Origin of the sequence: Aeromonas sp. 604443 (assembly GCF_049170315.1) — a bacterium.
Taxonomy (GTDB): Bacteria; Pseudomonadota; Gammaproteobacteria; order Enterobacterales; family Aeromonadaceae; genus Aeromonas; species Aeromonas veronii_A.
Genome location: NZ_JAAKMI010000015.1, coordinates 56,328 through 82,131, shown reverse-complemented (window position 1 = coordinate 82,131; position 25,804 = coordinate 56,328). Strand labels below are relative to the sequence as shown.

At 60.1% G+C, this 25,804-nt stretch carries 24 protein-coding genes; 7 read left to right on the top strand and 17 right to left on the bottom strand.

Translation table 11 applies throughout. The annotated features are described in order from the left end of the window. Positions 1-9: 9 nt before the first annotated feature. Positions 10-903, bottom strand: coding sequence for a flagellar motor protein MotB (locus G5380_RS17660; RefSeq protein WP_421209901.1), 894 nt, complete (start codon positions 901-903; stop codon positions 10-12). Positions 904-911: 8 nt separating this feature from the next. Then, a complete protein-coding gene (pomA, locus tag G5380_RS17655; RefSeq protein WP_216951954.1) occupies positions 912-1,670 on the bottom strand; it encodes a flagellar motor protein PomA in 759 nt (252 codons plus the stop codon). A 210-nt stretch (positions 1,671-1,880) separates the two neighbouring features. Between pomA and xseB the strand changes: the two genes are divergently transcribed. From xseB to dxs, 3 genes are read left to right on the top strand one after another with little or no spacing between them, the layout of a single operon-like run. Then, the gene (gene xseB, locus G5380_RS17650) at positions 1,881-2,132 is read left to right on the top strand and encodes an exodeoxyribonuclease VII small subunit (RefSeq protein WP_216951955.1); all 252 of its coding nucleotides are present in this window, start codon (positions 1,881-1,883) and stop codon (positions 2,130-2,132) included. Then, entirely contained in the window at positions 2,133-3,023 is an 891-nt protein-coding gene (gene ispA / locus G5380_RS17645) for a (2E,6E)-farnesyl diphosphate synthase (RefSeq protein ID WP_216951956.1), read from the top strand. Positions 3,024-3,044: 21 nt separating this feature from the next. After that, entirely contained in the window at positions 3,045-4,913 is a 1,869-nt protein-coding gene (gene dxs, locus G5380_RS17640; RefSeq protein ID WP_421205879.1) for a 1-deoxy-D-xylulose-5-phosphate synthase, read from the top strand. Positions 4,914-5,122: 209 nt separating this feature from the next. Here the strand turns inward: dxs and G5380_RS17635 are convergent, their stop codons facing one another. The 13 genes from G5380_RS17635 to glyA form a co-directional block, all read right to left on the bottom strand. After that, positions 5,123-6,064, bottom strand: a complete 942-nt coding sequence (locus G5380_RS17635; protein ID WP_040068611.1) for an ABC transporter permease — start codon at positions 6,062-6,064, stop codon at positions 5,123-5,125. A gap of 2 nt (positions 6,065-6,066) precedes the next feature. Further along, positions 6,067-7,041, bottom strand: a complete 975-nt coding sequence (locus G5380_RS17630) for an ABC transporter permease (protein WP_005349514.1) — start codon at positions 7,039-7,041, stop codon at positions 6,067-6,069. Between the two features lie 98 nt (positions 7,042-7,139). Then, positions 7,140-8,696, bottom strand: a complete 1,557-nt coding sequence (locus G5380_RS17625) for an ABC transporter substrate-binding protein (RefSeq protein WP_164536188.1) — start codon at positions 8,694-8,696, stop codon at positions 7,140-7,142. Positions 8,697-8,766: 70 nt separating this feature from the next. Beyond that, positions 8,767-10,491 (bottom strand): dipeptide ABC transporter ATP-binding protein, encoded by a 1,725-nt coding sequence (locus G5380_RS17620; RefSeq protein ID WP_100654430.1) that lies wholly within the window; start codon positions 10,489-10,491, stop codon positions 8,767-8,769. A gap of 487 nt (positions 10,492-10,978) precedes the next feature. Further along, positions 10,979-11,473: a phosphatidylglycerophosphatase A gene (locus G5380_RS17615; RefSeq protein WP_421209903.1), complete on the bottom strand. Its 495-nt coding sequence runs from the start codon at positions 11,471-11,473 to the stop codon at positions 10,979-10,981. Continuing rightward, entirely contained in the window at positions 11,470-12,429 is a 960-nt protein-coding gene (thiL, locus tag G5380_RS17610; RefSeq protein ID WP_323914540.1) for a thiamine-phosphate kinase, read from the bottom strand. Before thiL ends, G5380_RS17615 begins: the two co-directional genes overlap by 4 nt. 57 nt (positions 12,430-12,486) lie before the next feature. After that, on the bottom strand, positions 12,487-12,900 hold the full coding sequence (nusB, locus tag G5380_RS17605) for a transcription antitermination factor NusB (protein WP_005343514.1): 414 nt from the start codon (positions 12,898-12,900) through the stop codon (positions 12,487-12,489). A gap of 14 nt (positions 12,901-12,914) precedes the next feature. Next, a complete protein-coding gene (gene ribE, locus G5380_RS17600) occupies positions 12,915-13,385 on the bottom strand; it encodes a 6,7-dimethyl-8-ribityllumazine synthase (protein WP_005338866.1) in 471 nt (156 codons plus the stop codon). A gap of 276 nt (positions 13,386-13,661) precedes the next feature. Next, positions 13,662-14,771 carry a bifunctional 3,4-dihydroxy-2-butanone-4-phosphate synthase/GTP cyclohydrolase II gene (ribBA, locus tag G5380_RS17595; RefSeq protein WP_266134176.1) on the bottom strand — a complete coding sequence of 370 codons (1,110 nt, stop codon included), beginning with the start codon at positions 14,769-14,771 and terminating at the stop codon, positions 13,662-13,664. 149 nt (positions 14,772-14,920) lie between these two features. After that, positions 14,921-15,574 carry a riboflavin synthase gene (locus G5380_RS17590; RefSeq protein ID WP_421172944.1) on the bottom strand — a complete coding sequence of 218 codons (654 nt, stop codon included), beginning with the start codon at positions 15,572-15,574 and terminating at the stop codon, positions 14,921-14,923. A gap of 55 nt (positions 15,575-15,629) precedes the next feature. Beyond that, positions 15,630-16,739 carry a bifunctional diaminohydroxyphosphoribosylaminopyrimidine deaminase/5-amino-6-(5-phosphoribosylamino)uracil reductase RibD gene (ribD, locus tag G5380_RS17585; protein ID WP_206876738.1) on the bottom strand — a complete coding sequence of 370 codons (1,110 nt, stop codon included), beginning with the start codon at positions 16,737-16,739 and terminating at the stop codon, positions 15,630-15,632. Between the two features lie 97 nt (positions 16,740-16,836). Beyond that, positions 16,837-17,286 carry a transcriptional regulator NrdR gene (nrdR, locus tag G5380_RS17580; RefSeq protein ID WP_005338880.1) on the bottom strand — a complete coding sequence of 150 codons (450 nt, stop codon included), beginning with the start codon at positions 17,284-17,286 and terminating at the stop codon, positions 16,837-16,839. 151 nt (positions 17,287-17,437) lie between these two features. Then, positions 17,438-18,691 carry a serine hydroxymethyltransferase gene (gene glyA / locus G5380_RS17575; RefSeq protein ID WP_005338884.1) on the bottom strand — a complete coding sequence of 418 codons (1,254 nt, stop codon included), beginning with the start codon at positions 18,689-18,691 and terminating at the stop codon, positions 17,438-17,440. A 324-nt stretch (positions 18,692-19,015) separates the two neighbouring features. Here glyA and G5380_RS17570 point away from each other — a divergent pair, with 324 nt between their 5' ends. Then, positions 19,016-19,300, top strand: coding sequence for a hypothetical protein (locus G5380_RS17570; RefSeq protein ID WP_019445934.1), 285 nt, complete (start codon positions 19,016-19,018; stop codon positions 19,298-19,300). Positions 19,301-19,350: 50 nt separating this feature from the next. Here G5380_RS17570 and torS read toward each other — a convergent pair whose 3' ends face one another. Continuing rightward, the gene (gene torS, locus G5380_RS17565) at positions 19,351-22,176 is read right to left on the bottom strand and encodes a TMAO reductase system sensor histidine kinase/response regulator TorS (protein ID WP_421352947.1); all 2,826 of its coding nucleotides are present in this window, start codon (positions 22,174-22,176) and stop codon (positions 19,351-19,353) included. A 70-nt stretch (positions 22,177-22,246) separates the two neighbouring features. On the opposite strand from torS, the gene torT reads away from it, so the two are divergent. Beyond that, positions 22,247-23,293 carry a TMAO reductase system periplasmic protein TorT gene (gene torT, locus G5380_RS17560; protein WP_421352946.1) on the top strand — a complete coding sequence of 349 codons (1,047 nt, stop codon included), beginning with the start codon at positions 22,247-22,249 and terminating at the stop codon, positions 23,291-23,293. A gap of 37 nt (positions 23,294-23,330) precedes the next feature. Beyond that, complete coding sequence (locus G5380_RS17555) at positions 23,331-23,735, top strand: GFA family protein (RefSeq protein WP_421352945.1); 405 nt, start codon at positions 23,331-23,333, stop codon at positions 23,733-23,735. Positions 23,736-23,771: 36 nt separating this feature from the next. Here G5380_RS17555 and torR read toward each other — a convergent pair whose 3' ends face one another. Next, positions 23,772-24,485, bottom strand: a complete 714-nt coding sequence (gene torR, locus G5380_RS17550; RefSeq protein ID WP_042080622.1) for a two-component system response regulator TorR — start codon at positions 24,483-24,485, stop codon at positions 23,772-23,774. A gap of 145 nt (positions 24,486-24,630) precedes the next feature. On the opposite strand from torR, the gene torC reads away from it, so the two are divergent. Next, positions 24,631-25,797: a pentaheme c-type cytochrome TorC gene (torC, locus tag G5380_RS17545; RefSeq protein ID WP_080771394.1), complete on the top strand. Its 1,167-nt coding sequence runs from the start codon at positions 24,631-24,633 to the stop codon at positions 25,795-25,797. The last annotated feature ends 7 nt before the right edge of the window (positions 25,798-25,804 follow it).

The window sequence follows — 25,804 nt, the reverse complement described above, 5'->3', positions numbered from 1 at the left end:
CAAGAAATATTACTTTCCTTCCGGTACCGAAATAGGAGAGGAAATGGTCGGTTTGCCCTGCATGATAGCGATCTCTACCCGTCGGTTCATCCGGCGATTCTCGGGAGTATTGTTGGGCACCAATGGTTGGGAATCGGCCATCCCCTGCACAATCAAGCGTCCCTGATCAAATCCTGGGACCTTGATCATCTGGTGTGCCACAGCCACTGCTCGCTGGGACGAAAGCTCCCAGTTGGACTGAAACAGCTCGTCCTCGGTCGCCACGTTGTCGGTGTGGCCGGATATGGTGATTTCACCCGGTACATCCTTGAGCAGGGTCGCGACCTTGCGAATAACCGGCCAGAACTGGGGTTGCAGAAACGCCGAGCCAGCCGGGAAGGAGGCTTTTTCCCTGATCCGGATAATAATCTGCTGTCCCAACGCCTCGATTTCGATGGCACCATCCTGGATCTGATCTTTCATCTGCTCGGCCAGCGCCTTTGCCAGGGTATTGGACTGCTGCTGCGCCTTCTGAGCATCCTGAGCTGTGTCCCCCCCCGTCTGCTTGCCATCACTCTTGTCCTGACCACCTGCCTGCTCGGCATCACCGGGCAAAAAATCCAGCTCGGTCTGGGTCATGTCCATGGTCTGCTGCATCACGGTATCAATCGGGGTTGGCTCTGGGCGGCCAGGACGGAACTCCTGGGCAATGACAGAAGTTCCCTTCGGAATATCTTTCACCTCAAGGATATTCTGGACCCCGAATGCCTTCTCCATGGACCCCGCAATCTGCTTGAACTTCTGCACATCCATCTCGGCAAAGGAGAGCAACAACACGAAAAAGCACATCAGCAGCGACATGAGGTCGGCGAAGGTCCCCATATAACCGGGCAGGCCGGGAGGCGGGCATTTGCAATCAGACATAGGGCTCCCTACTCACTGCCGTTGTTGCGTTTGGACTGGTTCAGATAGTTCTGCAGCATGGACTGGATCACCCGCGGGTTTTGGCCATCCTGGATCCCCATGATGGCATCGAGGATCAGCGAACGGCTAAGGCGCTCTTCGCCGCTTCGCAGTTCCAGCTTGTCGGCTATCGGGATGGCCAGCATGTTGGCTTCGATCGCACCATACAGAGTGGTCAAGAGGGCTACAGCCATGGCAGGACCGATAGATTTGGGATCACTCATATTGGCCAACATGGCCACCAGACCCACCAGCGTACCGATCATCCCCATCGCCGGGCCAAGATCCCCAAGGGTACGGAACACCTTGATCGCAATGACGTGACGTTCGGCAGTCAACTCGATATCCTTTTCCATCACTGCGCGCACTACATCGGCATCATGGCCATCCACCAGCATATCGATCCCTTTTTTCATGAAGGGATTGGGAATCTCGGCCGCTTCAAGCGCCAGAAATCCGCCTTTACGGGCGGCATCGGCAAGCTCAACGGCTTTAACTATGAGGTCTTCCAGCTTGTCGCCCTTGTACATAAAAGCTTTACCAGCGACCTTAAACGCCATCAGAAACTGGCCTAGGTTGAACTTCATCATGGCGATGAAGATGGAGCCCAATACGGTGATGTAGACCGATGGCATGTCGACGTACATGCTCATGGGGCCCCCCAGCAGCATGCCGTACACCACCACCCCGAAACCCAGCACTATCCCTATCAGACTGCCTAGATCCACGTCCCTACTCCTGTCACCGGTTCTTATGCCCAATTATAGTTTGTTGAATTTTCTGCTATTGCGACCCAAGCGGCAAGCATGCATCCACTGAGAATCATGGTTCATTATCGGCCAGTTTATCGAGAGTTTGAGGAGGCAGCGTTTTTCAGCCTCCCCCCGGTGGGCGGTCGATGTTAATATAAGCCGTTTTTTCAATTCCCGAGGATGGACATGGCCAGTAAAAAAATCGACCGTCTGAGTTTTGACGCCACTCTCGAAGAGCTGGAAACCATCGTTCATCAGCTGGAGCAAGGTTCCCTACCGCTGGAGGAGGCCCTCAAACAGTTCGAGCAGGGAATCCATCTGGTGCGGGCTGGCCAACAAAAGCTGGAGCAAGCCGAGCAGAAGATCCAGATCCTGCTGAGCAAGGCCGATGGCAGTGATCAGCTGACCCCCTTCCAGCCAGAACAAGGAGACGAGTGAGTGGCACTGGTCCATTTTTCCCGTCAGCATCGCCAGCGTATTGATGACTGCCTGTTGGCAAAACTTGAAGCTTTGCCACCCATGGCGCCTCGTCTGCGTGATGCCATGAAATATGGCCTGCTGCTGGGCGGCAAGCGGGTTCGCCCGTTTCTGGTCTACGCGGTCGGCGAAATGCTGGGCGTAAAGAGCGACCTGCTGGACGGCCCTGCGGCTGCCGTGGAGTGCATCCATGCCTACTCACTGCTGCACGACGATCTGCCCGCCATGGATGACGACGACTTGCGTCGCGGCCAGCCGACCGTTCACAAGGCATTCGATGAAGGCACCGCCATTCTGGCCGGTGATGCGCTGCAGACGCTGGCGTTCTCCATTCTGGCCGATCACCCCATGCCCGACTCCTTGATGGCCAACCGGGTGCGGATGCTGAGTACCCTCGCCCGCGCCTCCGGCTATCTGGGTATGTGTGGTGGTCAGGCACTGGACCTGCAGGCTGAAGGGCGCCAGATCACGCTTGCCGAACTGGAGCAGGTACACCGCCACAAGACCGGTGCGCTGATTGAGTGCGCCGTGGCGCTCGGCGCCCTGTGCAAAGCCGATGTCGATGACGCAACCCTGATTGCCCTGCAAACCTATGCCGCCGCGATTGGCCTCGCCTTTCAGGTGCAGGATGACATCCTCGACATCACAGGTGATACCGCCACCCTGGGCAAGCCGCAAGGTTCTGACCTGGCGCTGGAGAAAAGTACCTATCCGGCCCTGCTCGGACTCGAAAATGCCCGTGAGCTGGCTCGCGAACTGCATGGGAAAGCCTTAACAGCCCTGCAATCCTTGCCCTACAATACCGACATTCTGGAAGCGTTTGCCGATTACATCATCGAGCGAACCCACTAAACGCTGGATAACAGTAACAATATGAGCGTTGATATTAGCAATTTCCCCAACCTGGCCCTCGCGGACACTCCGGTCGAGCTGCGTTCCTTGCCCAAAGATCGGCTGCCGGTGCTGTGCAACGAGCTGCGCGAATATCTGCTGCGCTCTGTCAGCCGCTCCAGCGGACACTTTGCCTCCGGTCTCGGCACGGTCGAACTGACCGTGGCCCTGCACTACGTCTACAACACCCCGTTCGATCGGCTGATCTGGGATGTGGGCCATCAGGCCTATCCCCACAAGATCCTGACCGGGCGCCGTGACCAGATCCACACCATCCGGCAGAAAGATGGCCTGCACCCCTTCCCCTGGCGCGGCGAGAGCGAGTACGACGTGCTCTCCGTCGGCCACTCCAGCACCTCCATTGGTGCGGCGCTCGGTATGGCGGTCGCCGCCGAGAGTGAAGGGCTGGGTCGCAAGGTGGTAGCGGTAATTGGTGATGGTGCCATTACCGCAGGGATGGCCTTTGAAGCGCTCAACCACGCCGGCGATGTCCATAAAGACATGCTGGTGATCCTCAACGACAACGAGATGTCCATCTCCGAGAATGTCGGGGCGCTCAACAACCATCTGGCCCGGGTCATGTCCGGCAAGCTCTACACCACCATCCGCGAAGGCGGCAAGAAGGTGCTGGCCGGTCTGCCGCCGGTCAAGGAGCTGGCCAAGCGGGCCGAAGAGCACCTCAAGGGGATGGTGGTGCCCGGCACCCTGTTCGAGGAGTTCGGCTTCAACTACATCGGCCCCATCGACGGTCACGATATAGAAGCGCTGGTCGAGACCCTGCGCAACATGCGCAATCTCAAGGGTCCGCAGTTGCTGCACGTCAAAACCAAGAAGGGCAAGGGTTACGAGCCGGCGGAGAAAGACCCCATCGGTTATCATGCCGTGCCCAAGTTCAATCCTGACGAGTGTTCCCTGCCGAAAGCGAGCGCCGCCAAACCCACCTTCTCCGCCATCTTTGGCCAATGGCTGTGCGACATGGCCGCCAAAGACGAGAAGCTGGTCGGCATCACCCCTGCCATGCGCGAAGGCTCCGGTCTGGTGAAATTCAGCCAGCAGTATCCGGATCGCTACTTCGATGTGGCCATTGCCGAGCAACATGCAGTCACGTTCGCTGCCGGTCTTGCCATCGCCGACAAGAAGCCAGTGGTGGCCATCTATTCGAGCTTTCTGCAGCGCGCCTACGATCAGGTGATCCACGACGTGGCGCTGCAAGATCTGCCGGTGCTATTCGCCATCGACCGGGCCGGTCTGGTGGGCGCCGACGGCCCGACCCATCAGGGAGCGTTCGACATCAGCTTCCTGCGCACCGTGCCCAACATGGTGGTGATGACGCCATCTGACGAGAACGAGTGCCGCCAGATGCTCTATACCGGCTATCTTCAGCAAGGCCCTGTCGCCGTGCGTTACCCCCGCGGCAGCAGTCTGAGCGATTCCCCCATCTCGTCAGAGATGCAGGCACTGGAGCTCGGCAAGGGACGTATCCTGCGAGAGGGCAAGGGTACCGCTATTCTGGCCTTTGGCACCCTGCTGCACCACGCGAAAACGGCCGCCGAAGCGCTGGATGCCACCCTGGTGGACATGCGCTTTGTCAAACCGATGGATGAGGCGCTGGTGCTGTCGCTGGCGGCCAGCCACGATCACTTCGTCACCATTGAAGACAACGCCATCATGGGCGGCGCCGGTTCGGCGGTGAACGAGCTGCTGATGCGCAATAAACAGTGCAAGCCGGTACTCAACCTCGGCTTGCCGGATCGCTTCGTGGAACAGGGTACCCAGCAGGAGATCTATGCCCTGCTTGGTCTGGACGATGCAGGCATCCAGCGCAGTATCGAAAGCTGGCTGAAAGCCTGATAACGCTTAAAGCTATCAAGCAAAAGAAGGGCGCCTCACTGGCGCCCTTCTTGTTCTTCATAATCTAGAACCTGTTCAAGAACTGTTGCGAGAAGTCCGTCAACAAGGTAAAGAGCAGCGCAGGAACCGGAGTATATGTGAATACATGAGGATTCCGAGCAGCACATGAGCCTTGATCACGGCCTCGCAGTAAGTTCTTGCGCAGGTTATCAACCTTTGTAGATCTTGGGGTTAAACACATCCCGCAGCCAGTCACCCAGCAGGTTGATGACCAGCACCAGCACCACCAGACAGATGCCCGGGAAGGCGGTGATCCACCAGGAGCCGGAGAAGATGTAGTTGAAGCCGACACTGATAAGCGAACCGAGCGAGGGCTGATCAACCGGCATCCCCAGACCGAGGAAGGAGAGCGCCGCCTCGCTCATGATCGCGTTGGCCACCTGCACGGTGGAGATGACCAGAATGGGCGACAGGCAGTTGGGCAAAATGTGGCGGAACATGATGCGCGGGGCGCGGAACCCCATCACCTTGGCCGCTTCCACATACTCCTTCTTCTTCTCCGCCAGCACAGAGGCGCGCACAGTACGGGCGTACTGCGGCCACTCGGCGATACCGATGATCACCACCAGCATCATGATGGCAAACTTCGAGTAAAACTCGGAGCCAAATGTTGCCTGAAAGATAGCGGAGATGATGATCGCCACCATCATGGTGGAGAACGACAGCTGCACATCGGCAAAGCGCATCAGCAGGTTGTCGATACGACCACCGAAGTAACCGGCAATCAGACCGATGACGATACCAAGCACCAGCTGCAGCGCCACCGCAAACAGGCCGATGGTGAGGGAGATACGGGCGCCATAGAGGATGGTGCTCCAGATATCCCGCCCCTGGTTGTCGGTGCCGAGCCAGAAGCGCTCCTCGCCACCTTCCAGCCAGGAAGGTGGTAGCTCGGCATCCATCAGATCAAAGCTGGTCTGGTCATAGACGTTGTGCGGGGCGAGCCAGGGCGCCAGCAGCGCCGCCAGCACGAACACCACAAACACCGCAAAGCTGAACATGGCTACCTTGTCCCGCAGGAAGTAGTAGACGATGTCAGAGTTCTTGAAACGTGCCCAACGGCTTGGGCTTGCAGTTACAGCGTTACTCATGCTTACCCCTTGGCAGTCAGGTTAACGGTCGGGTTGATCAACCCGTAGAGCAGGTCGACCAGGGTATTGGTCACCACGAAGATCAGTCCCACGAAGATGACGTAGGCGGTGATCAGCGGGGTATCGACCCGGTGGATCGCCTCAAGAAACAGGAAGCCGGTGCCCGGCCACTGGAACACGCTCTCGGTCAGGATGGTGTAGGCCACCATGGTGCCGATCTGCACCCCGCCGACGGTAATGACCGGCAGCATGGTGTTCTTCAGAGCGTGCTGATAGTAGACCTTGTTGTTATCCAGCCCTTTGGCGCGGGCGAATTTGACGTACTCGGAGGAGAGCTGCTCCAGCATCTCGGAGCGCACCAGCCGGATAAACAGCGGCAACATGATGGAAGAGAGCGACACCGCGGGCAGGATCAGGTGCAGGATGCCGTCCCAGGTAAAGAAGCCCGACTCCCAGCCCAGCAGGTTACGGGTTTCACCGCGACCATAGGCTGGCAGCCAGCCCAGCTGGATGGAGAAGAGGTACATCAGCATGATGGCGGTCAAAAATACCGGGATCGAAATGCCGATACTGCTCCCCGCCATGATGATCTTGGTGGGTATGCTGCGCGGGCGGATCGCCGAATAGACACCGAGTGGAATGGAGACCACCACAATGATGAGCGCGGCAGCAAACACCAGCTCAAGGGTAGCCACCAGCTTGTCGAGGATCACCTCGAGAGCGGGTCGCTTGAAGAAATAGGAGGTGCCCAAATCCCCATGCACCGCATTTTTCAAAAAGCGGCTGTATTTGATGAGGAAGGGATCGTTAAGGCCCATCTTCTCGCGCAACTCGTGACGCTGGGCTTCGGAGACGGATTGTCCCACCAGCTCGCGCAACGGGTCACCCAGGTTGTCCTGGATGGAGAAGGCGACCAGGCTGATGACGAACATCACTATCACGGCCTGATAGAACCGTTTCAGCAGGAATGTAAACATGCTTGTCCTTCTACGTGGCCTGTGTCGTGGCACAGGCTTCTGTTAGTGGGCGGAGTGGCCAGCTGACCACCCCGCCCCGTCCTTCCTTAGCGCTTCTCTTACTTGCTGACCACCAGGTCACCCAGGTAAGGGAAGTTCATCACGTTGACCACCGGCTTGATATCGACGTTCTTCTTGGCGCCATAGGCCAGATCTTCCCAGTGCAACGGCACATAGGCAGCATCTTCGATCACCATGGCCTCGACCTTCTTCAGCATCTCGGCACGCTTGGCCGGATCGGTCTCGGCGTTGGCATCCATCACCAGCTTGTCAGCTTCGGCGTTGGCATAACCGGCGCAGTTGTACTGGCCCATACCGGTCTTGGCATCCTTGGTGAAGGTCAGGAACTCGAAGAAGTTCGCAGTATCTTCGGTGTCGGAGTGCCAACCGATCATCTGCATGTCCGCGGCACACTTGTCAAACTCGGGCCAGTACTGGGCTACCGGCATGGTCTTCAGATCCACCTTGATGTTGATCTTGGCCAGCATGGCAGAGACCGCCTGGGCAATCTTGACGTCGTTGACGTAGCGGGCCGCGGGGGCAATGAAGGTCATCTTGAAGCCTTTCTCGTAACCGGCCTCTTTCATCAGCTCCTTGGCCTTGGCCAGATCATATTGGGGCACCAGCGCCTCGTTGTGACCGGCATAGCCTTTCGGGCTCAACTGGCCAGCAGGGGTACCGAAGCCCTTGTTGATCTTCTCGACGATACCCACCTGGTTGATGGCGTAGTTGATCGCCTGACGCACGCGCTTGTCTTTCAGTGCCGGGTTGGTGTTCTGGTTCAGCTCGATGATGATGGCACGGGTACCGGACAGGGTAACCAGCTGAGAGTCCTTGCCATTCTTCACGCGCTCCAGATCGTTCGGCGCAACCGGATAGATCATGTCCACGTCGCCACCCAGCAGGGCTGCAACACGGGTCGCATCTTCCTTGATCGGCACCACGGTCAGGTTCTCGACGTTACCCTTGGAGGCCTTGTCCCAGTAGTTGGCGTTGCGGGCATAATCGAGCTTCACACCCTGCTCGCGGAACTTGACGGTGAACGGGCCAGTACCGGAGACGTGGGTAGAGGCAAAGGAGTCGCCATTCTTGACGATCTCGGCCTTGTCTTTGCCCGCTTCGGTCTTGCCGGTGTAGAACTTGGAGTCCATCGGGAAGATGTAGGTGACGGTCTGCAGCACCAGCGGGAAGGGCTTCGCGGTAATCAGATCGACGGTGTAGTCATCGACCTTCTTCACTTCGCTGATGGGATCGAAGATCGCCTTGAAGTCGACGGAGGATTTCAGGCGGTTGACGGTCCACACCACGTCGTCAGCGGTGAAGTCGTTACCGGAGTGGAACTTGACCCCTTTGCGCAGGTGGAAGCGGACGGTCTTATCGTCAATACGCTCATACTTCTCGGCCAGACGGGGCTCGAACTGCAGGTCCTGGGTGTAACGCATCAGGGGATCGAATACCAGGTGCGACATCTCCAGGGTCTGACCGGAGAGCTGCTCCTGCGGATCCAGCGAAGTGGCGTCAGAGGCGACACCCACCTTGATATCAGCGGCTGAGACACTGAAGGCGAAACCGGCGGCAAACAGCGCCAGGGCAATCTTGGACAATCCTTTCTTCATCTTGTTCTCCATGCTTTTGGCTTTCTTATGACACTTTTTTTGACAAGCAGACCGGCGCACCGGCGCTCTCCTAGCTTGCGATTTCCAGCCCCTCGCGGGACATTCCCTTGAACTCCGGCATGAGGGAGATCAGCTTGCGGCTGTACTCATGCTCGGCATTGGTAAAGAGTTTCTCGGTCTCGGCCACTTCCACCAAATGGCCGTGCTGCATCACCCCGATGCGGTCGCACATCTGGCGGATCACCGGCAGATCGTGGCTGATAAACAGCATGGTGAGCTTGAGCTCCTGCTGCAAATCCTTGAGCAGGTTGAGGATCTGGGCCTGCACCGACACATCCAGCGCCGAGGTCGGCTCGTCGCAGATAAGGAAGCGCGGGCGAGTGGCCAGGGCGCGGGCAATGGAGATGCGCTGGCGCTGACCGCCGGAGAACTCGTGGGGGTACTTGAGGCCAGCACCACGGCCAAGACCCACGTGATCCAGCAGATCGCCGACAATCCCCTCAATCTGGCTCTCGCTGCTCGCCAGCTGATGGAAGCGGATCGGCTCGGCAATGATGTCGCGCACCTTCATCCGCGGGTTCATCGACGAATAGGGGTTCTGGAACACCATCTGCATCTGGCGACGCAGCGGGCGACGTTCGCGCTCGCTCTTGAGAGCGGTCAGATCGATCCCCTCGAAGAAAATCTTGCCGGTATCAGGCGGATAGAGACCGGTGATGGCGCGGGCAATGGTCGATTTGCCGGAGCCCGACTCCCCCACCAGACCGAAGGTTTCACCCTCGAAGATCTCGAAGCTGATGTTGTTGCAGGCGCGTACATACTGGCGGCGGCTCGGGAAGATGGAGTCCTTGGTGACGAACTTCAGATCGACGTTCTCCACCCGCAACAGCGCCCCTTCATAGGCTCGCTCGTCCTGACTCTGGCCGAGCCAGTGAGTCTTGAGGTCGATATTGGTATCCGGCGCACTGGCATCCTCGATATAGGAGACCAGCGGGAAGCGCACCAGCTTCACATCGGAACGGGGGACCGCCGAGATGAGGCTGCGGGTATAGGGGTGATTGGGGCTGCCCAACACCTGTTCGGTCAGGCCGAACTCCACCAGATCGCCGCGATACATCACCGCCACCTTGTCGGTAACGTTGGAGACCACGCCCATGTCGTGGGTCACCAGCATGCAGCCCACCTGACGCTCTTTGCAGAGTGCGCGGATAAGCTGGAGGATCTGATCCTGAATGGAAACGTCGAGCGCCGTAGTCGGCTCATCGGCGATGATCAGCTCCGGATCGCAGGAGAGCGCAATGGCGATAACCACCCGCTGACGCATGCCACCGGAGAACTGGTGCGGATACTGTTTGATGCGCAGCTCCGGCTGCGGAATACCCACCGCCCCCATCAGCTCCAGCGCCTTGGCAAAAGCGGCCTCGCGAGAGAGATCGGTATTGGCCAGAATGGTCTCCACCAACTGATGCTCAACGGTGAACAGCGGGTTGAGGGAGGTCATGGGGTCCTGGAAGATGAACCCGATACGGGAGCCACGGATGGCCCGCATCTCGTTCTGGCTCTTGCCGGAGATGAGCTCGCCATTGAGATAGATATCGCCACGGGCGATGCGACCCGGCGGGCTCAGGAGGTCGATAACGGCGTTGCCGATTGTGGACTTGCCGGCGCCGGATTCACCGACCACCCCGACAATCTCACCCTTTTCGATAGAGAAAGAGAGATCCTTTACCGCGGCCAGCACCCCGTAGCGGGAGGGGTACTCGATCCGCAAGTTCTTTACTTCGAGCAAGGACATGTTTACCTCTGCGGGGGACATCCGTCCCAAATAATTCGTCCGTAAATCAGCCGCAGATGCCGGTTGTTACCTTGGGCAATATTTGCTCAATCCATGAGGCAGCGAAACCAGCGATCCGGGCGGGTTTTTTGCATTTTTTTGGAATAACCCGCGAGTAACTTAGACGGTTTGACCACGGGTGTAAATGATTGAGTTATACAATTCCGCAATGTTTTGTGCAGATAACCACCAATTCGGCAGAGATAAATGATGATTTTCATCACACAAATGGCCGGTGCGTCCGTACATCTATTGGTATCATTACTTTAATTTCAACAACAACGCAACAAGCAGCATTTATCACTATTTCCAAAACAATCACCAGCCCCGAATGAGTAGTGAATATTTATGTGAAATGGATGATAAACGGCAGCATATGCCGATGAATGAAAATTAAGCAGATATAAATCGGGGGATGCCAGAACGGTCATCCCCCGGAAGATGGCTCTCAGCCGAGCCAGAATGCCAGTAATTGCATACAAAACAGGGCGAACAGGCCGGCGATCAGATCGTCCAGCATGATGCCCAGACCACCGTGGATCCGGCGATCAAACCAGGAGATGGGCCAGGGCTTGAGCACATCAAACAACCGGAACAGCGCGAAGCCCGCCACCACCCACTCCCAGCCGGCTGGCGCGGCGATCATGGTGACGCCAAAACCGATCACCTCGTCCCAGACGATGGCGCCATGATCCGGCATGCCGATGGCATCGGTGGCGCTCTGGCAGATACGGATCCCCACAACAAAACCCACCGCCAGCAAGGCGATAAACCAATAGGTCGGCAGACCGCTCACCAGCAGGTAGAGCGGAATGGCCGCCAGGGTGCCCATGGTGCCTGGCGCCTTGGGGCTGAGACCGGAACCAAACCCCACCGCCAAAAAATGAAGCGGATTTTTCAGATCCAGTCGTGTCAGCTCGGGCTTTATCCTTAACAAACTCATGCGAAGTGATCCCACCCTTTCAGTTGCAGCTCGACCGCCTGGTCGCCACGCAGGTAGTCGATGCCCGGCTCGCCCGCCACGATGCGGCCGATGCGGCTGAACTTGACCCCGCTGTGGGCCAGCGCCGTATCGAGCGCGCCGCGGTGCTCCTCCGGTACGGTGAAGCAGAGCTCGTAGTCATCGCCACCGGCCAGCGCCAGTTGCCACGCCTCCTGCTCGCTCACCGCATCCTGCAGCACCGGCGAGAGCGGCAGCATATCGAGATCGATCTGGGCCCGCACACCGGACGCCTTGAGGATATGGCCGAGATCCGATGCCAGACCGTCGGAGAGATCCAGCGCACTACCCGCCAGCCCGCGCAGCGCCTGACCGGCCAGAATGCGGGGATGGGGGTGGTCGAGCCGTGGCAGCACAGCTGCCAGCTGGTTCTCGTTGAGGGTGCGTTTGCCCAGCAGGTGGGAAAGCGCCAGCGCGGCATCCCCCAAAGTGCCGGTGACATAGATGCCGTCACCCGCTTTGGCGCCGCTGCGCATCAGGGCGCGACCGGCAGGCACCGATCCCTTCACCGAGATGGTGATGGAGAGCGGCCCGCGGGTCATGTCTCCGCCCACCAGCGCGACGTTGTAGTACTCGGCCAGCTCCAGAAACCCTTCGGCAAAACCGGCGACCCAACCTTCGTTAATGGCAGGTAGGGTCAGCGCCAGCGACACCCAGCGCGGCTCGGCCCCCATGGCGGCGAGATCGGAGAGATTGACCGCCAGCGCCTTGTAGCCGAGATCCACCGGATCCATGTCGGGAAAGAAGTGTACGCCGCTCACCAGAGTGTCGGTGCTCACCGCCAGCTGGGTATCGGGGGGCAGGGTCAGCAGGGCACAGTCATCTCCAGGGCCCATCACCACGTCCTTGCGGGCGTGGGGGACCTTGAAGTACTTATCAATCAGCTCAAATTCACCCATACAGTAAAAAGCCAGCAATAAGCTGGCTCCTCTCTTAGATGCTGACGGACAGCAGGATCAACGCTTGTTCAGCGACTTGATCACCTTGTCCAGTACACCGTTGACAAACTTGTGGCTGTCATCGGCAGCAAAAGCTTTGGCCAGCTCGATCGCTTCGTTGATGACCACGCGCGGCGGTACATCATCACGACGGGTCAGCTCGTAGGTCGCCAGACGCAGGATCGCCTTGTCCACCATGTCCACTTCTTCCAGCGGACGGGAGAGGAAAGGTGCAAACACCTTGTCCAGCTCGCTGCAGTGGAGGGCTACCCCGAACAGCAGATCGCGGAAATAGTTCAGGTCTACACCCTTGGTGTCCTGATCGATCTTGAACTGCTCTTCGATGTCACCCACGTTAGCCTTGGTCATCTGCCACTGGTAGATGGCCTGGGTGGCGCAATGGCGGGCTTTACGGCGCTCAGACGGTTTCAATGTACTTCTCCTCGTTACACGTCCAGTTCTTTCAGGACGTTGATCATTTCGAGCGCTGCCAGTGCAGCCTCTGCACCCTTGTTACCCGCCTTGGTACCTGCACGCTCGATGGCTTGTTCAATGTTTTCAGTGGTCAGCACACCGAAGGCAACGGGAATTTCATATTCCATCATTACCTGGGCCATGCCCTTGCTGTTCTCGTTTGCCACCAGGTCGAAGTGGTAGGTGCCGCCACGGATGACAGTACCGACCGCCACGATGGCATCGTATTGACCACTCTTGGCCAGCTTCTTGATGACCAATGGCATTTCAACCGCGCCCGGCACTTTTACCAGTGTCAGGTTGCTGTCCTGCACTTGACCTTGACGCTTCAGTACGTCCACCGCGCCGTTCACCAGACTGTCGTTGATGAAGCTGTTGAAACGGGCAACAACAATAGCAACGCGCGCCTCAGGAGCGGCGATATTTCCTTCGATAACCTTCATTGGAAATCCTGTATCTGTGCAATCAAAAGGGCCGGAGTCAAAAGTGCGCACATTCTAGCACAACAGACCCACGACAAAAACCATGGCCGCAATAGACGGCCATGATCGCGATTTAACCAGTCCGGCGCGCTTACTCGCCGGTAAATTCCACGACTTCCAGACCGAAACCGCCCGGAAGGGGATGGTACTTCTCTGGTAGAACGTTACTCGCCAACGTACTCAACCACTTCCAAACCGAAACCACCCGGAAGGGGATGGTACTTCTCTGGTGGAGCTTTACTCGCCGACGTACTCAACCACTTCCAGACCGAAACCACCGAGGGCATGGTACTTCTTCGGCGAGCTCAACAGGCGCATCTTGCTCACGCCGAGCGCCTTGAGGATCTGGGAACCGACACCCACCCGGCGCGAGGTGCCCTGCCACTTGGCTCCTTCCGGTGCCAACCCCTTGTCGGCGGCTTCAAAACCCTTGACCCTAGCCAGCAGCTCGGCGCCATGGGATTCCGCCCCCAAAATCACCAGCACGCCGCCCTCGTCAGCAATGCGGGCCATGGATTTGGGCAGCGGCCAGCTGCGGGCGGCGTGGCGATCGGTCAGCAGCAGATCGCTCAACACGTCGTGCAGATGGACGCGAACCAGGGTCGGCTGATCGGCCTGCACCTCACCCTTTTTCAGGGCAAAGTGCACCTGATTGTCGATGGTGTCGCGGAAGGTGATGAGGTCGAACTCGCCAAACTCGGTGGGCAGCTTGCACTCGGCCACCTTCTCGACCGTGGTCTCGTGCTGGTTGCGGTACTCGATAAGGTCGGCGATGGTGCCAAGCTTGATGCCGTGCTCCTCGGCGAAGATCTCCAGGTCAGGACGGCGCGCCATGGTGCCATCTTCATTGAGGATCTCGACGATGACGGCGGCAGGCTCGAAACCGGCCAGACGGGCCAGATCGCAGCCCGCTTCGGTGTGACCGGCACGGGTCAGCACGCCGCCATCCTGCGCCATCAGCGGGAAGATGTGGCCCGGCTGCACCAGATCGGCCGCCTTGGCATTGGCCGCCACAGCCGCCTGTACGGTCACCGCGCGATCAGCGGCGGAGATACCTGTGGTCACCCCTTCTGCCGCCTCGATGGAGACGGTAAAGGCGGTGGAGAACTGGGCATTGTTGCGATCCACCATCAGCGGCAGCGCCAATTGCTTGCAGCGATCCCGGGTCAGGGTCAGGCAGATGAGGCCACGGCCGTAGCGGGCCATGAAGTTGATATCCTCCGGACGGACGCAGGAGGCGGCCATGATGAGGTCCCCTTCGTTCTCCCTGTCTTCGTCATCCATCAGGATCACCATCTTGCCAGCCTTGATATCGGCAATGACTTCCTGGGTTGTGCTCAGCGCCATGGGCTACTCCATCAGTGTGCTTGGGGGTTGAGCCCGCAGGCTCAACGCAAATGCGAGTGTATGTTGCTCTAGATTGGGGCTAGCGGCTCCATTTCAATCAGAGCGGGATCACAGAAAATCGTTTTGGGGGCCAGATTCAGCGCTCACCGTCAGAGAAAACCTGCCTTGGCCAGCGTCTCCATGGTCAGGGTCGAGGCGTTGCTCTCCTGACTTTTTCCCATCATCAGCCGCTCCAGATAGCGGGCGATCTGATCCACCTCGAGGTTGACCTTGTGGCCCGGCTTCCAGCTGGCGATGGTGGTCTCCTGCGCGGTATGAGGCACGATGGTCAGGCGAAACAGGTCCCCCTGCACCGCGTTGACGGTGAGGCTGATGCCATCCACCGCAATGGAGCCTTTCTCGGCGATATAGCGGGAGAGCTCCCCCGGCGCCTTGATCCAGTACTCGATGGCGCGGCCGCTGCTGGAGACGCTTTTCACTTCCCCTACCCCATCCACGTGGCCGGAGACCAGATGGCCGCCGAGGCGGGAGGTGGGCATCAGCGCCTTCTCGAGGTTGACCCGATCGCCCACTCTGGCGGCGGCAAAACCGGTACGGGAGAGGGTTTCCAGCGACACATCGGCGGTATAGCTCTTGTCGCCCAGCGCCACCACGGTGAGGCAGACGCCGTTGGTGGCGATGGAGTCGCCCAGTTTGACGTCGCTAAAATCCAGACCTGGTGCATGGACGGTGAGGGCCATGTCATCGCCCTGACGGCGCAGTTCGGCCAGGGTTCCCACCGCTTCGATAATTCCGGTAAACATGCAGATCACCTTGCTGATGACGGAGGCTGATTATGCCCCCTTGAACATTGATAAATCAGGCTATTTTGGCGGTAATACGAATATCTTGGCCGACCATGCGCACATCCTTGATGGCGAGCTTGGGCGCCTGGAACAGCCGGGTCAGGCCCGGCAGATGGAACAGGCCGCGCCCTTCGTCACCCATCAGTTTGGGCGCCTGATAGAGCACCAGCTCATCCACCAGCCCCTTCTCCAGCAGAGCGCCGCAGAGCCGCGGGCCCGCCTCGACCAGTACCGAGTTGACGTTCTGCTTGGCCAGCAGCATGAAGAGGCTGACCAGATCCAGCTTGCCATCCAGCAGCGGCAGCTCCAGCTGCTGCACCCATGCGGGCCACTCGCCGGACGCCTTGTGACGGGCCAGCAGCACCGGACTCTCGCTCTGGAACAGCGGCAAGTCGGGTGTGAGGCGGTTTTGCGAATCGACGATGACTCGCAGCGGCTGGCGCAGGGTCTCTTTGGGGTAGCTCGCCTTGACCGAGGGGGGCAGCTCGTCCCAGCGCACGGTCAGGGAAGCGCCATCGGCCAGCACGGTTTCAGCGCTGGAGAGCACCGCATCGTGGCGGGCACGCAGTCGTTGCACGTCACGGCGCGCATCCGGGGAGGTGATCCACTGGCTCTCGCCGCTCGCCATGGCGGTGCGGCCATCGAGGCTGGCCCCCAGCTTGACGGTCACCCGCGGGAAGGCGGTACGCATCCGCTTGAAAAAGCCCGGGTTGAGCGCCTCGGCTTCGCTCGCCAGCAGGCCGAAATCGGTCTTGATGCCCGCTTCGGAGAGCATACGCAGGCCACGCCCACCCACCTGGGGATTGGGATCGACCATGGCCGCCACCACCCGGGCTACGCCAGCATTGATCAGCGCCTCGGCGCAGGGGGGAGTACGACCGTGATGGGAGCAGGGTTCGAGGGTTACATAGGCGGTAGCGCCACGGGCGTTGTCACCGGCGGCGCGCAGGGCGTAAACCTCGGCATGGGGCTCGCCCGCCTTCTGATGCCACCCTTCGCCAACCACCACACCATCTTTGACCAGCACGGCACCGACGCAGGGGTTGGGGGCCGTGGTGTAGCGGCCGCGGCGGGCCAGTTCGAGGGCCCGACTCATCCATTGGTAATCATCTTGACTAAACATCCGGGCTCCTTTGACAACACATCTCGACTTTACGCAGTATCGTAGGTTCGATTAGCGCAGCGTAATCGGACGCGGCAACATGGGTGAGAATGGCGGTTTACTTTTCCAGCTTGGCAATCTCTTCGCCAAACTCGCGAATATCTTCGAAGCTGCGATAGACGGAGGCAAAGCGGATATAGGCCACCTTGTCCAGACTCTTGAGCTCATCCATCACCAGATTGCCCACCAGCTCGGAGGCGACTTCGCGCTCGCCGGTGGCACGCAGGCGGGATTTGATATGGTTGACCGCCTTTTCGATGGCCTCCATGCTCACCGGCCGCTTCTCCAGCGCCCGCAAGATGCCGGCGCGCAGCTTGTCTTCGTTGAACGGCTCGCGGGAACCGTTGGACTTGATGACGCGGGGCATCACCAGCTCGGCCATCTCGAAGGTGGTAAAACGCTCGTGACAGAGCAGACACTCACGACGGCGGCGCACCTGATGGCCTTCTGCCACCAGACGGGAATCGATCACCTTGGTATCAACCGCACTACAGAATGGGCAATGCATCGGACCTCCGGCGTTAATGGAACAGGGACCGGCCCGGCGGGCCAGGATCTTAGGTCGGCCAGTGTAGCACGGCCATCCAAAACCGGTAAAAGCCAGAAAAAACAATGCCACCCGCAGGTGGCATTGGTCTCAAACCGAACGGTCTGGCTTATCAGCCATAAACCGGGAAGCGGCGGCAGATATCCAGCACCTTCTCGCGTACGGTAGCCAGCACGGCATCGTTGTCGTGGTTGTCCAGTACGTCGCAGATCCAGTGGGTCAGCTCGATGGACTCGGCTTCCTTGAAACCGCGGCGGGTGATGGCCGGGGTACCGATCCGCACACCGGAGGTGACGAACGGGGAGCGCGGGTCGTTGGGCACGGAGTTCTTGTTAACGGTGATGTTGGCTTTGCCCAGTGCGGCGTCAGCATCCTTACCGGTCAGCTCGCGGCCGATCAGGTCAACCAGCATCAGATGGTTGTCGGTACCGCCGGAGACGATCTTGTAACCGCGCTCGATAAAGGTAGCCGCCATCGCCTTGGCGTTTTTCACGACCTGAGCCTGATAGGTCTTGAACTCCGGCTCCAGCGCCTCTTTGAAGGCAACGGCTTTACCGGCAATGACGTGCATCAGCGGGCCGCCCTGACCACCCGGGAAGACGGCAGAGTTGAGCTTCTTGTAGAGCTCCTCGTCGTCAGCGGCGGAGAGGATCAGACCACCGCGCGGACCAGCCAGGGTCTTGTGGGTGGTGGAGGTGACCACGTGAGCGTGGGGAACCGGGTTCGGGTAAACGCCAGCGGCAATCAGACCAGCCACGTGGGCCATGTCGACGAACAGATAGGCACCGACCTTGTCGGCGATTTCACGCATGCGGGCCCAGTCAACGATGCCGGAGTAGGCGGAGAAGCCACCGATCATCATCTTCGGCTTGTGCTCGACAGCCTGACGCTCCATGTCGTCGTAGTCGATCTTGCCGGACTCATCGATACCGTAAGGCACGATGTTGTAAAGCTTGCCGGAGAAGTTGACCGGGGAGCCGTGGGTCAGGTGACCGCCGTGGGCCAGGTTCATGCCCAGCACGGTGTCGCCCGGCTGCAGCAGAGCCATGTAAACGGCGCTGTTGGCCTGGGAGCCGGAGTGCGGCTGCACGTTGGCGTAGGTGGCACCGAACAGCTCTTTGGCGCGCTCGATAGCCAGGGTTTCGACCACATCCACATACTCGCAACCACCGTAGTAACGCTTGGAGGGGTAACCTTCGGCGTACTTGTTGGTCAGCTGGGAGCCCTGGGCTTCCATGACACGGGGGCTGGTGTAGTTCTCAGACGCAATCAGCTCGATATGCTCTTCCTGACGACGGGTTTCGTCTGTGATGGCCTGCCACAATTGCGGATCATAATTGGCGATGGTCATGTCACGTTTCAACATCCGTTTCTCTCCTGAAAATCGTTTGCGCGTTAGGTGAAGTGGGCGCGGGCATTGTAACGTGAGCTGGATCAAAGAGACAGTCCAACCACCTAAAAAAATGTTGAATTTATGTTGTAAAAAACAAGATTCCCTCCCCGTTCAATACCCTGGCCGCTCCGCCAAACGACACATTTTTCATCCCGCTGCGGACGGGCAAAACCCGAAGGGGATCACAACGCCCTCTTTATCCATCCTGTAACATATTCATTCGAAACAAATTTAATGATGATGGAGCTGATTGCAGCCATGCATCCGAGGGGCTGCACCTAACCGGAGGAGTTCAAGATGGACCATCTGCTGACATTCGTGATCCTGGCTGTCTTTTTTCTGTTCTACTGGGTCTACTACACCAGCCAACGCAAGCATGTCCCCACCACCTCGTGGGAGCAACTCCCCACCAAAGCCGAATATCTGGCGGCCCACCCTGAATCCGTCGATGGCGACATCATCTTCTGTTATCACTGCGGCCACCACGAGTTGCTGGAGGTAGGCATGGTGCACCTGACCGATTTTCGCCGGGAATGGGTCTGTGCCAAGTGCAAGCAGGTGCTGTTTCGGGAGATCGAATAACGGCGCAGGAACTGGCCCCCTCCCTAAACGTTGTGCATCGCCAGCAGGGATCAGGGCTGCGCATCCCTGTTGGCCGTCAGCCACTGCTGCAACCCGCTCACCGCCGCTTCAAATTGCGCCCCGATTGTCGCAGGCTCCCCGCCTCCCGCCTCAAGAGCCGCACAGTGGCTGGCAAATTCGGTCAACCCCAGCGCCAGCGCACTCCCCTTGAGCTTGTGCGCCAGCTGACGTTGCTCACTTCCCTCACCCTGAGCCAACTGATCTACCAACACCCGCCCTTGCGACTCAAACAGCGCGACCAGCTGGCGGATCCGCGCCATACCGAGCAGGGGCAGATCGGCGTCCAGCACCGGATTGACCCACCCGGGCTGGTTAGTTGGGGGCACGGCTACTGATAACTGCGCCTGCGGCTCGATAGAGGCCCCTTCTTGCCGAAATAGTTGATCTATGGCGTTCGCCAGCACCGCCAGCCGCACCGGCTTGCCGACAAAATCGACGAAGCCGGCGGCAAGGCAGTGGCGGATATCCTCCGGATACATCTGGGCCGAGATGGCGATGGCGGGCAGCGGCCGTTCATGCATCTCCTCGCTGATGGCTGCCAGATCCTCGCGCAGGGTCATGCCATCCATATCGGGCAGATTGATATCGAGCAGCGCCAGCTCGAAGGGACGCTCGGTCACCAGCGCCAGCGCACTGCGACCATCCTCCGCCAGGGTGACGCGATGGCCGAGGCGGGTCAGCATGCCGTGCGCCACCAGCCGGTTGATCTCGTTATCCTCCACCAGCAGGATGTCGCGGGACTGGCCAAGATGCAGCGGTTGCGCCTCGGCAGGCAGCTGGGCACTCGAGCGCTGCAACGGCAAACTGAAGCTGAATTCACACCCCTTGCCCGGTTCGCTGGCAAGGATAAGCTCGCCCCCCATGGCGGCCACCAGCTTGCGGCTGATCGCCAACCCCAGCCCGGTGCCGCCCTGATGGCCCATATCGCGCTTGCGCTGGCGAAATGCCTCGAACACCGCCTCCTGCTCATCGGCCGGAATGCCGGGGCCGGTATCGCGCACCACGAAGCGGATGCAGGGCTCGGCGCAAGGGCCGTGACAGACAAGGGGCGCCACCGTCAGGGTAATCTGGCCACGGGCGGTAAACTTGACCGCATTGCCGAGCAAGTTGCCGAGCACTTGCCGCAGCTTGCCCAGCTCCCCCTCGACCACAGGCGCCAGCCCGGGCGCATATTCCAGCGCCAGAGTGACCCCCTTGGCAGCTGCCTTTGGCCGAAACAACGCGCAGAGCTCATCCACCAGCAGGAACAGGGGGAAGGGCTCACGGCGCGCCTCCACATGGCCCGCTTCTATCTTGGAGTAGTCGAGAATGTCGTTGAGGATCTCCAGCAGGGATTCGCCACTGTGCTCGATGGCGGCCAGATATCGCTGCTGGGTATCGCTCAGGTGGGTATCTTCCAGCAGCGTCAGGCCCCCGAGAATGCCGTTCATGGGGGTGCGGATCTCGTGGCTCATGGTGGCGAGAAACACCGACTTGGCGCGGTTGGCCTGTTCGGCCTCGGCGCGGGCTTGCCGCTGCTTCTCCACCTCCTCATTGAGCCGCTCGTTGGCGTGGCTGAGCTGGTCGGTGCGCTCCTCGACCCGCGACTCCAGCTCGCGCTGATAGCGGCCCAGCTCCACCGCATTGTCACGAAACACCTGAAGGGCACGGCCCAGCTCGGCCAGCTCATCACGGCCCGTCCCGGCGATCGGCTCAAGGGGGGCCAGATCCCCGCGCGCCAACCGGCTCATCCCCGCCACCGCCCGTTGCAGCGGCCAGACGATCCGGCCGTAGACCATGCGCCACATCAGCAGCATCAGCAGTAGCAGGGTGAGCAGGCCAATGGCCATCAACGCCTGCTCCAGCAGCCTGAGGCGCTGGCTTAGAGCCTGCTGGCTCTGCCCCAGCGAATCGCGGGCACGGCTGACCAGCTCACCGACCTGCTGGTTGAGGCTGCTCATCAGGGCTTCGTTGGCACTGGCGAGCACCCGCAGCGCCTCCCCCTTGCCGAGCCAGTCGCTGCGCAGCTGCACCAGCTTGTCGCTCTGCGCCAGCACGGTCAGCGCCTGCTCCACCGCCTGCCTGCGGGCCGGATCGGTCACCGCCCCGGCCCGCAATTGCAAGATAGCCAGCTCCCGCTGTCCCTCCTGCAACAGGGCCTGCAATTGCCCCTGCTGTTCGCTGCGCCACATCTCCTCAATACGCTGCTGCTGCATCAGGGTACGATGACGCAGCTCGGTCATCTGCTCCAGCCAGTCGAGATCCTGCTCCAGCAGGCGGTCCAGCGTCCGGGCCGCCTGCGCACCTTGCTGTTGGTAGAGGGAACCCAATCCCGCCACCATCACGGTTTCGGCGTTCTCCATCTGGCTGCGCGCCAGCTCGGCAATCTGCCCGGCCGCCGCCACCAGACGGGCCCGCTGCGCTTCCCCCTGCACCATCAGGTTCAGGCGCTCTCCCACCAGCCAACCCTGCTGGCCCAGATTGCCGATGATGCTCTGACTGAGCTGATCGAGGCTTGTTGAACCCTGCCCACGACCGAGTTGCGCCAGCACCTGCTGCAGCTGTTGTCCCTGCAGAGTGAGCAAGCGTCCCTGATGCTCCCGCTCCTGCTCGCTGGTTGCGGTGGCCAATAGCCGCGACGCGCTCTGGATCTCGCCGCTGAGACGAGAGAGGGTACGCGCCAGCTCCTGATCGGCCAGGGTCTGCTGCACCCCTTGTTCCAGCTGACGCAGATGGCTAAGCCCCACCCAGCCCAGCAGGGAGGCACTCAGGGTCAGCAACGCCATCAGGGAGAAGGCCAGCAGCAACTTGCCACCCAGGCCGGAAAAGATTCTCACGGGAAGTCCCTTGGTTGTGGTCGGCTTTGACCGGATAATATGGCCCAACACTTTAACAAAACCCCTGGCCATGCGAAGCGTCTATCTCTCCCCGTTGTTGCTCATGTGGTTGCTCACGCTGCCTCGCGCCGCCCTCGCCTTTGCGGTCGATATCTGGCCCGGCGGCGAATTCAGCGACCAGCCGCTGCGCCAGCAGTGGCCGGAACCCGCCGCCGCAACCAAACCGCTGACCCTCTGTGCCCTCTACCCCCATCTGCGCGACGCCTACTGGCTTTCGGTCAATCAGGGTATGGTGGACGAGGCGAAGCGGCTGGGAGTCAAGTTGCAGATCCACGAAGCAGGGGGGTACGGCGCCCTCGCCGAACAGCGCCAGCAGTTGCAGCGCTGTGTGCAGGAAGGGAGCGACGCCATCTTGCTCGGCGCGGTGAGCTATCAGGGCTTGCGCGAGGCCATCAAGGTCACGCCGTTGCCGGTCTTTGGGCTGGTCAACGATCTGCCCAGCGGTCTGGTGCTGGCGAAGGTGGGGGTCTCCTGGTACCAGATGGGCTGGCAAATCGGCCACTGGCTGGCGCAGCGTCACCCCGCCGGCAGCAAGCCGGTCTCGGTCGCCCTCTTCCCCGGCCCGCAGGCAAGCGGCGGCAACAACTTCGTCGAGCCGGGCTTTGCCGACGCCATCAAGGGGAGCGCCATCAAGCTGGTCACCACCGAGCGCGGCGACAACAGCCGGGAAATCCAGCGCACCCTGGTGCAGCAGACGCTGGCCCGCTATCCCGACCTCGACTATCTGGTGGGGGGCGCCATCGCCGCCGAAGTGGCGGTCAACGAGCTGGCGCAGCGCCATCTCGACAGGCCCCAGGTGCTGAGCACCTACTTCAGCCACGGGGTACAGCGGGGCCTGCGACGGGGCAAGATCCTGGCCGCCAACAGCGATCAGATGCGGCTGCAGGGGCGCCTTGCGGTCGCTCAGGCGGTCTGCCTGCTGCAACACCCTGATGCCAATGCCGAGCAGTGCCCGCGGGTGATGGGGCCACCCATTCTGACGCTGTCTGCACCGCTGGCCGACCCCGCAGATTCCCTCTCGGATGGCGCTTTTCGTCCCGTCTATCGGGTCGAATAGCCGTTCCAAATCCGATTAGCACACTCAAGGAGAAGAGATGAAAGAGTTACATGCCAGCTGCCTGTGCGGCGCCGTCGCCCTGACCCTGCCGGATCCGTTCGACTATATGGAGAACTGCCACTGCAGCGAATGCCGCAAGTTTTCAGGGGGAGATTATGCCTCGGTCGGCGGACTGGATGGCAACAAGGTCACCATAGTGAAGGGGGAAGAGGCCATCGGCCGCTACCGGAAATCGGCAGAGACCACCCTGGCCTTCTGTCGTCACTGCGGTTCCAGCCTGTTCAGCCAGAAGAGCAGTAGCGGCAAGATCAACCTGCGCCTCGGGGTACTGGACGATGTGCCGAGCCAGCGGCCCGCGTTTCACATTTTTGTCGGCTCCAAGGCGCCCTGGCATCAGATTAGCGACGACTGCCCGCAATTTGATACCCGTCCGCCGGTCTGATACCCGCTCAAACAGGTCAAGACCACCACGCTGGAATCAGGAGGCTATCTCGCCGGCAAACAGATAGCCTTCACCATGGACGGTGACAAACAGCTGGGGATCCCGCGGATCCGCTTCCATCTTGCCGCGCAACCGCCGGATCAACACGTCTATGGTGCGATCGCTCGGGCCATCGCCGCGATGGCTGATGAGGGTCAGTATCCGCTCCCGACTGAGCACCCGCCCGGCATGGGCGACAAAGGCCACCAGCACTTCATATTCTGCCTTCGTCAGGCGCACCGGCACTCCATCCTTGCTGAGCTGACGACGGGGAATGTCAAAACGCCAGGGGCCGAAGCGCACCGCATCGTCAGCCACCGCAGGCTCGCTCGGTGCGGCGGCAGCCAGCGAGATCCGCCACAGCAGATTCTTGACCCGCACCAGCAGTTCCCTGAGCTCGAACGGCTTGGTGACATAGTCGTCGGCCCCCATCTCGAGGCCGACAATCCGGTCCACCGCATCGCTGCGGCCGGTGACCAGAATGATCCCCACCGTGCTGCGCGCCCGCAGTTCACGGGTCAGCAGCAGACCATCTTCCCCCGGCAGGTTGATATCCAGCATCACCAGATCGACTGTTTGTTCCGCCAGCACGGCGCGCATCTCCTGGCCGTTTTCGACCGCCGTCACCCGATAGCCCTCCCGCTCGAAATAGCCGGTCAGCTTCTCGCGGGTAACCGCATCATCTTCAACAACCAGAATGTGGTAGCTCATGGGCAGGGTTCACGATGGTCGACAAGGGAGGATTATTCTATTCACATTTTGTCATAAATACCCCTATTTCATTAATTTGTGGCGGCAACCCTGTTCACAACGCCTCCCTATCATGGCTCCCATCAAAAAAGTGATGTGAGAGAGCATGATGAAAAAACTGTGGCACTTCCTGCGCACCCCCAGCCGTCGCTGGTCGGTACTGGCGCTGCTTCTGGTGGGCGTCGGCGTCACCCTCGCGGGCACCGTCGGCCTGCACTACGGCTTTGAGAAAACCAGCAGCCTCGAATTCTGTATCTCCTGCCACTCCATGAAAGACACCGTCTATCCGGAGTACAAGGAGTCCATCCACTTCAAGAATGCCTCAGGGGTACAGGCGGTCTGTACCGACTGTCATCAGCCGAAAGATTTCGTCGGCAAGGTTGCCCGCAAGATGGAGGCGGCCAACGACCTCTATCAGGAGTACATAGGCCACAGCATCGACACCCAGGAGAAGTTCGAGGACCGGCGCCTGCATCTGGCCGAGAAGGTGTGGGCGCGGATGAGCAGCCAGAACTCCAAGACCTGCAAGTCCTGCCACAGCTACGACAACATGGATCACGCCAAGCAGTCCCCGGCGGCAGCGCTGGCGATGAAAGATGCGGCGGCGAAGAACATGAACTGCATCGAGTGCCACAAGGGCATCGCCCACGAACTGCCCAACATGGCGGGCGGCTTCCGGGCCACTTACGCCACTCTGGTCAACGACGCGCAAGAGGCGCCAGCCGCCGAGACCCTCTACAACCTGGGTGAAAAAGATCTCTATGCCAGCGAACAGAGCAGCGACCCGGTCGGCAAACTGCTGCCTGCCTCCCGCATCGACGTCGTAGACCGCAGCGGCGATCGCCTCAAGGTGACCATCGAAGGGTGGCGCGAGAGCGACGGCAAGGGCCGGGTGCTGAGCGAATACATGGGCAAGCGGGTCTTCGTCGCCACCATCCGTGACGAACTGAAAGCGAGCGAGAAAGTGCTCAAACAGGAGACCGACAGCGCCACTCATATCAAGTGGGAGCAGGTTCAGGTGCAGGCCTGGGTCGATGGCAAGGGCTTTGAGTCCTCGCTCAAGCCAATCTGGGATTACGCCGGCGAGATGTACAAATCCACCTGCAACTCCTGCCACGGCGCGCCGGATCCCGCTCACTTCACTGCCAACGGCTGGATTTCGGGACTCAAGGCGATGTCTGCCTACTATCGCCTGAGCAAGGAAGAGGAGCGCACCCTGCTCAAATACCTGCAAAACCATGCCGCCGATACCGGTGGTCAGGGCAGCCACTAAGTCCGGA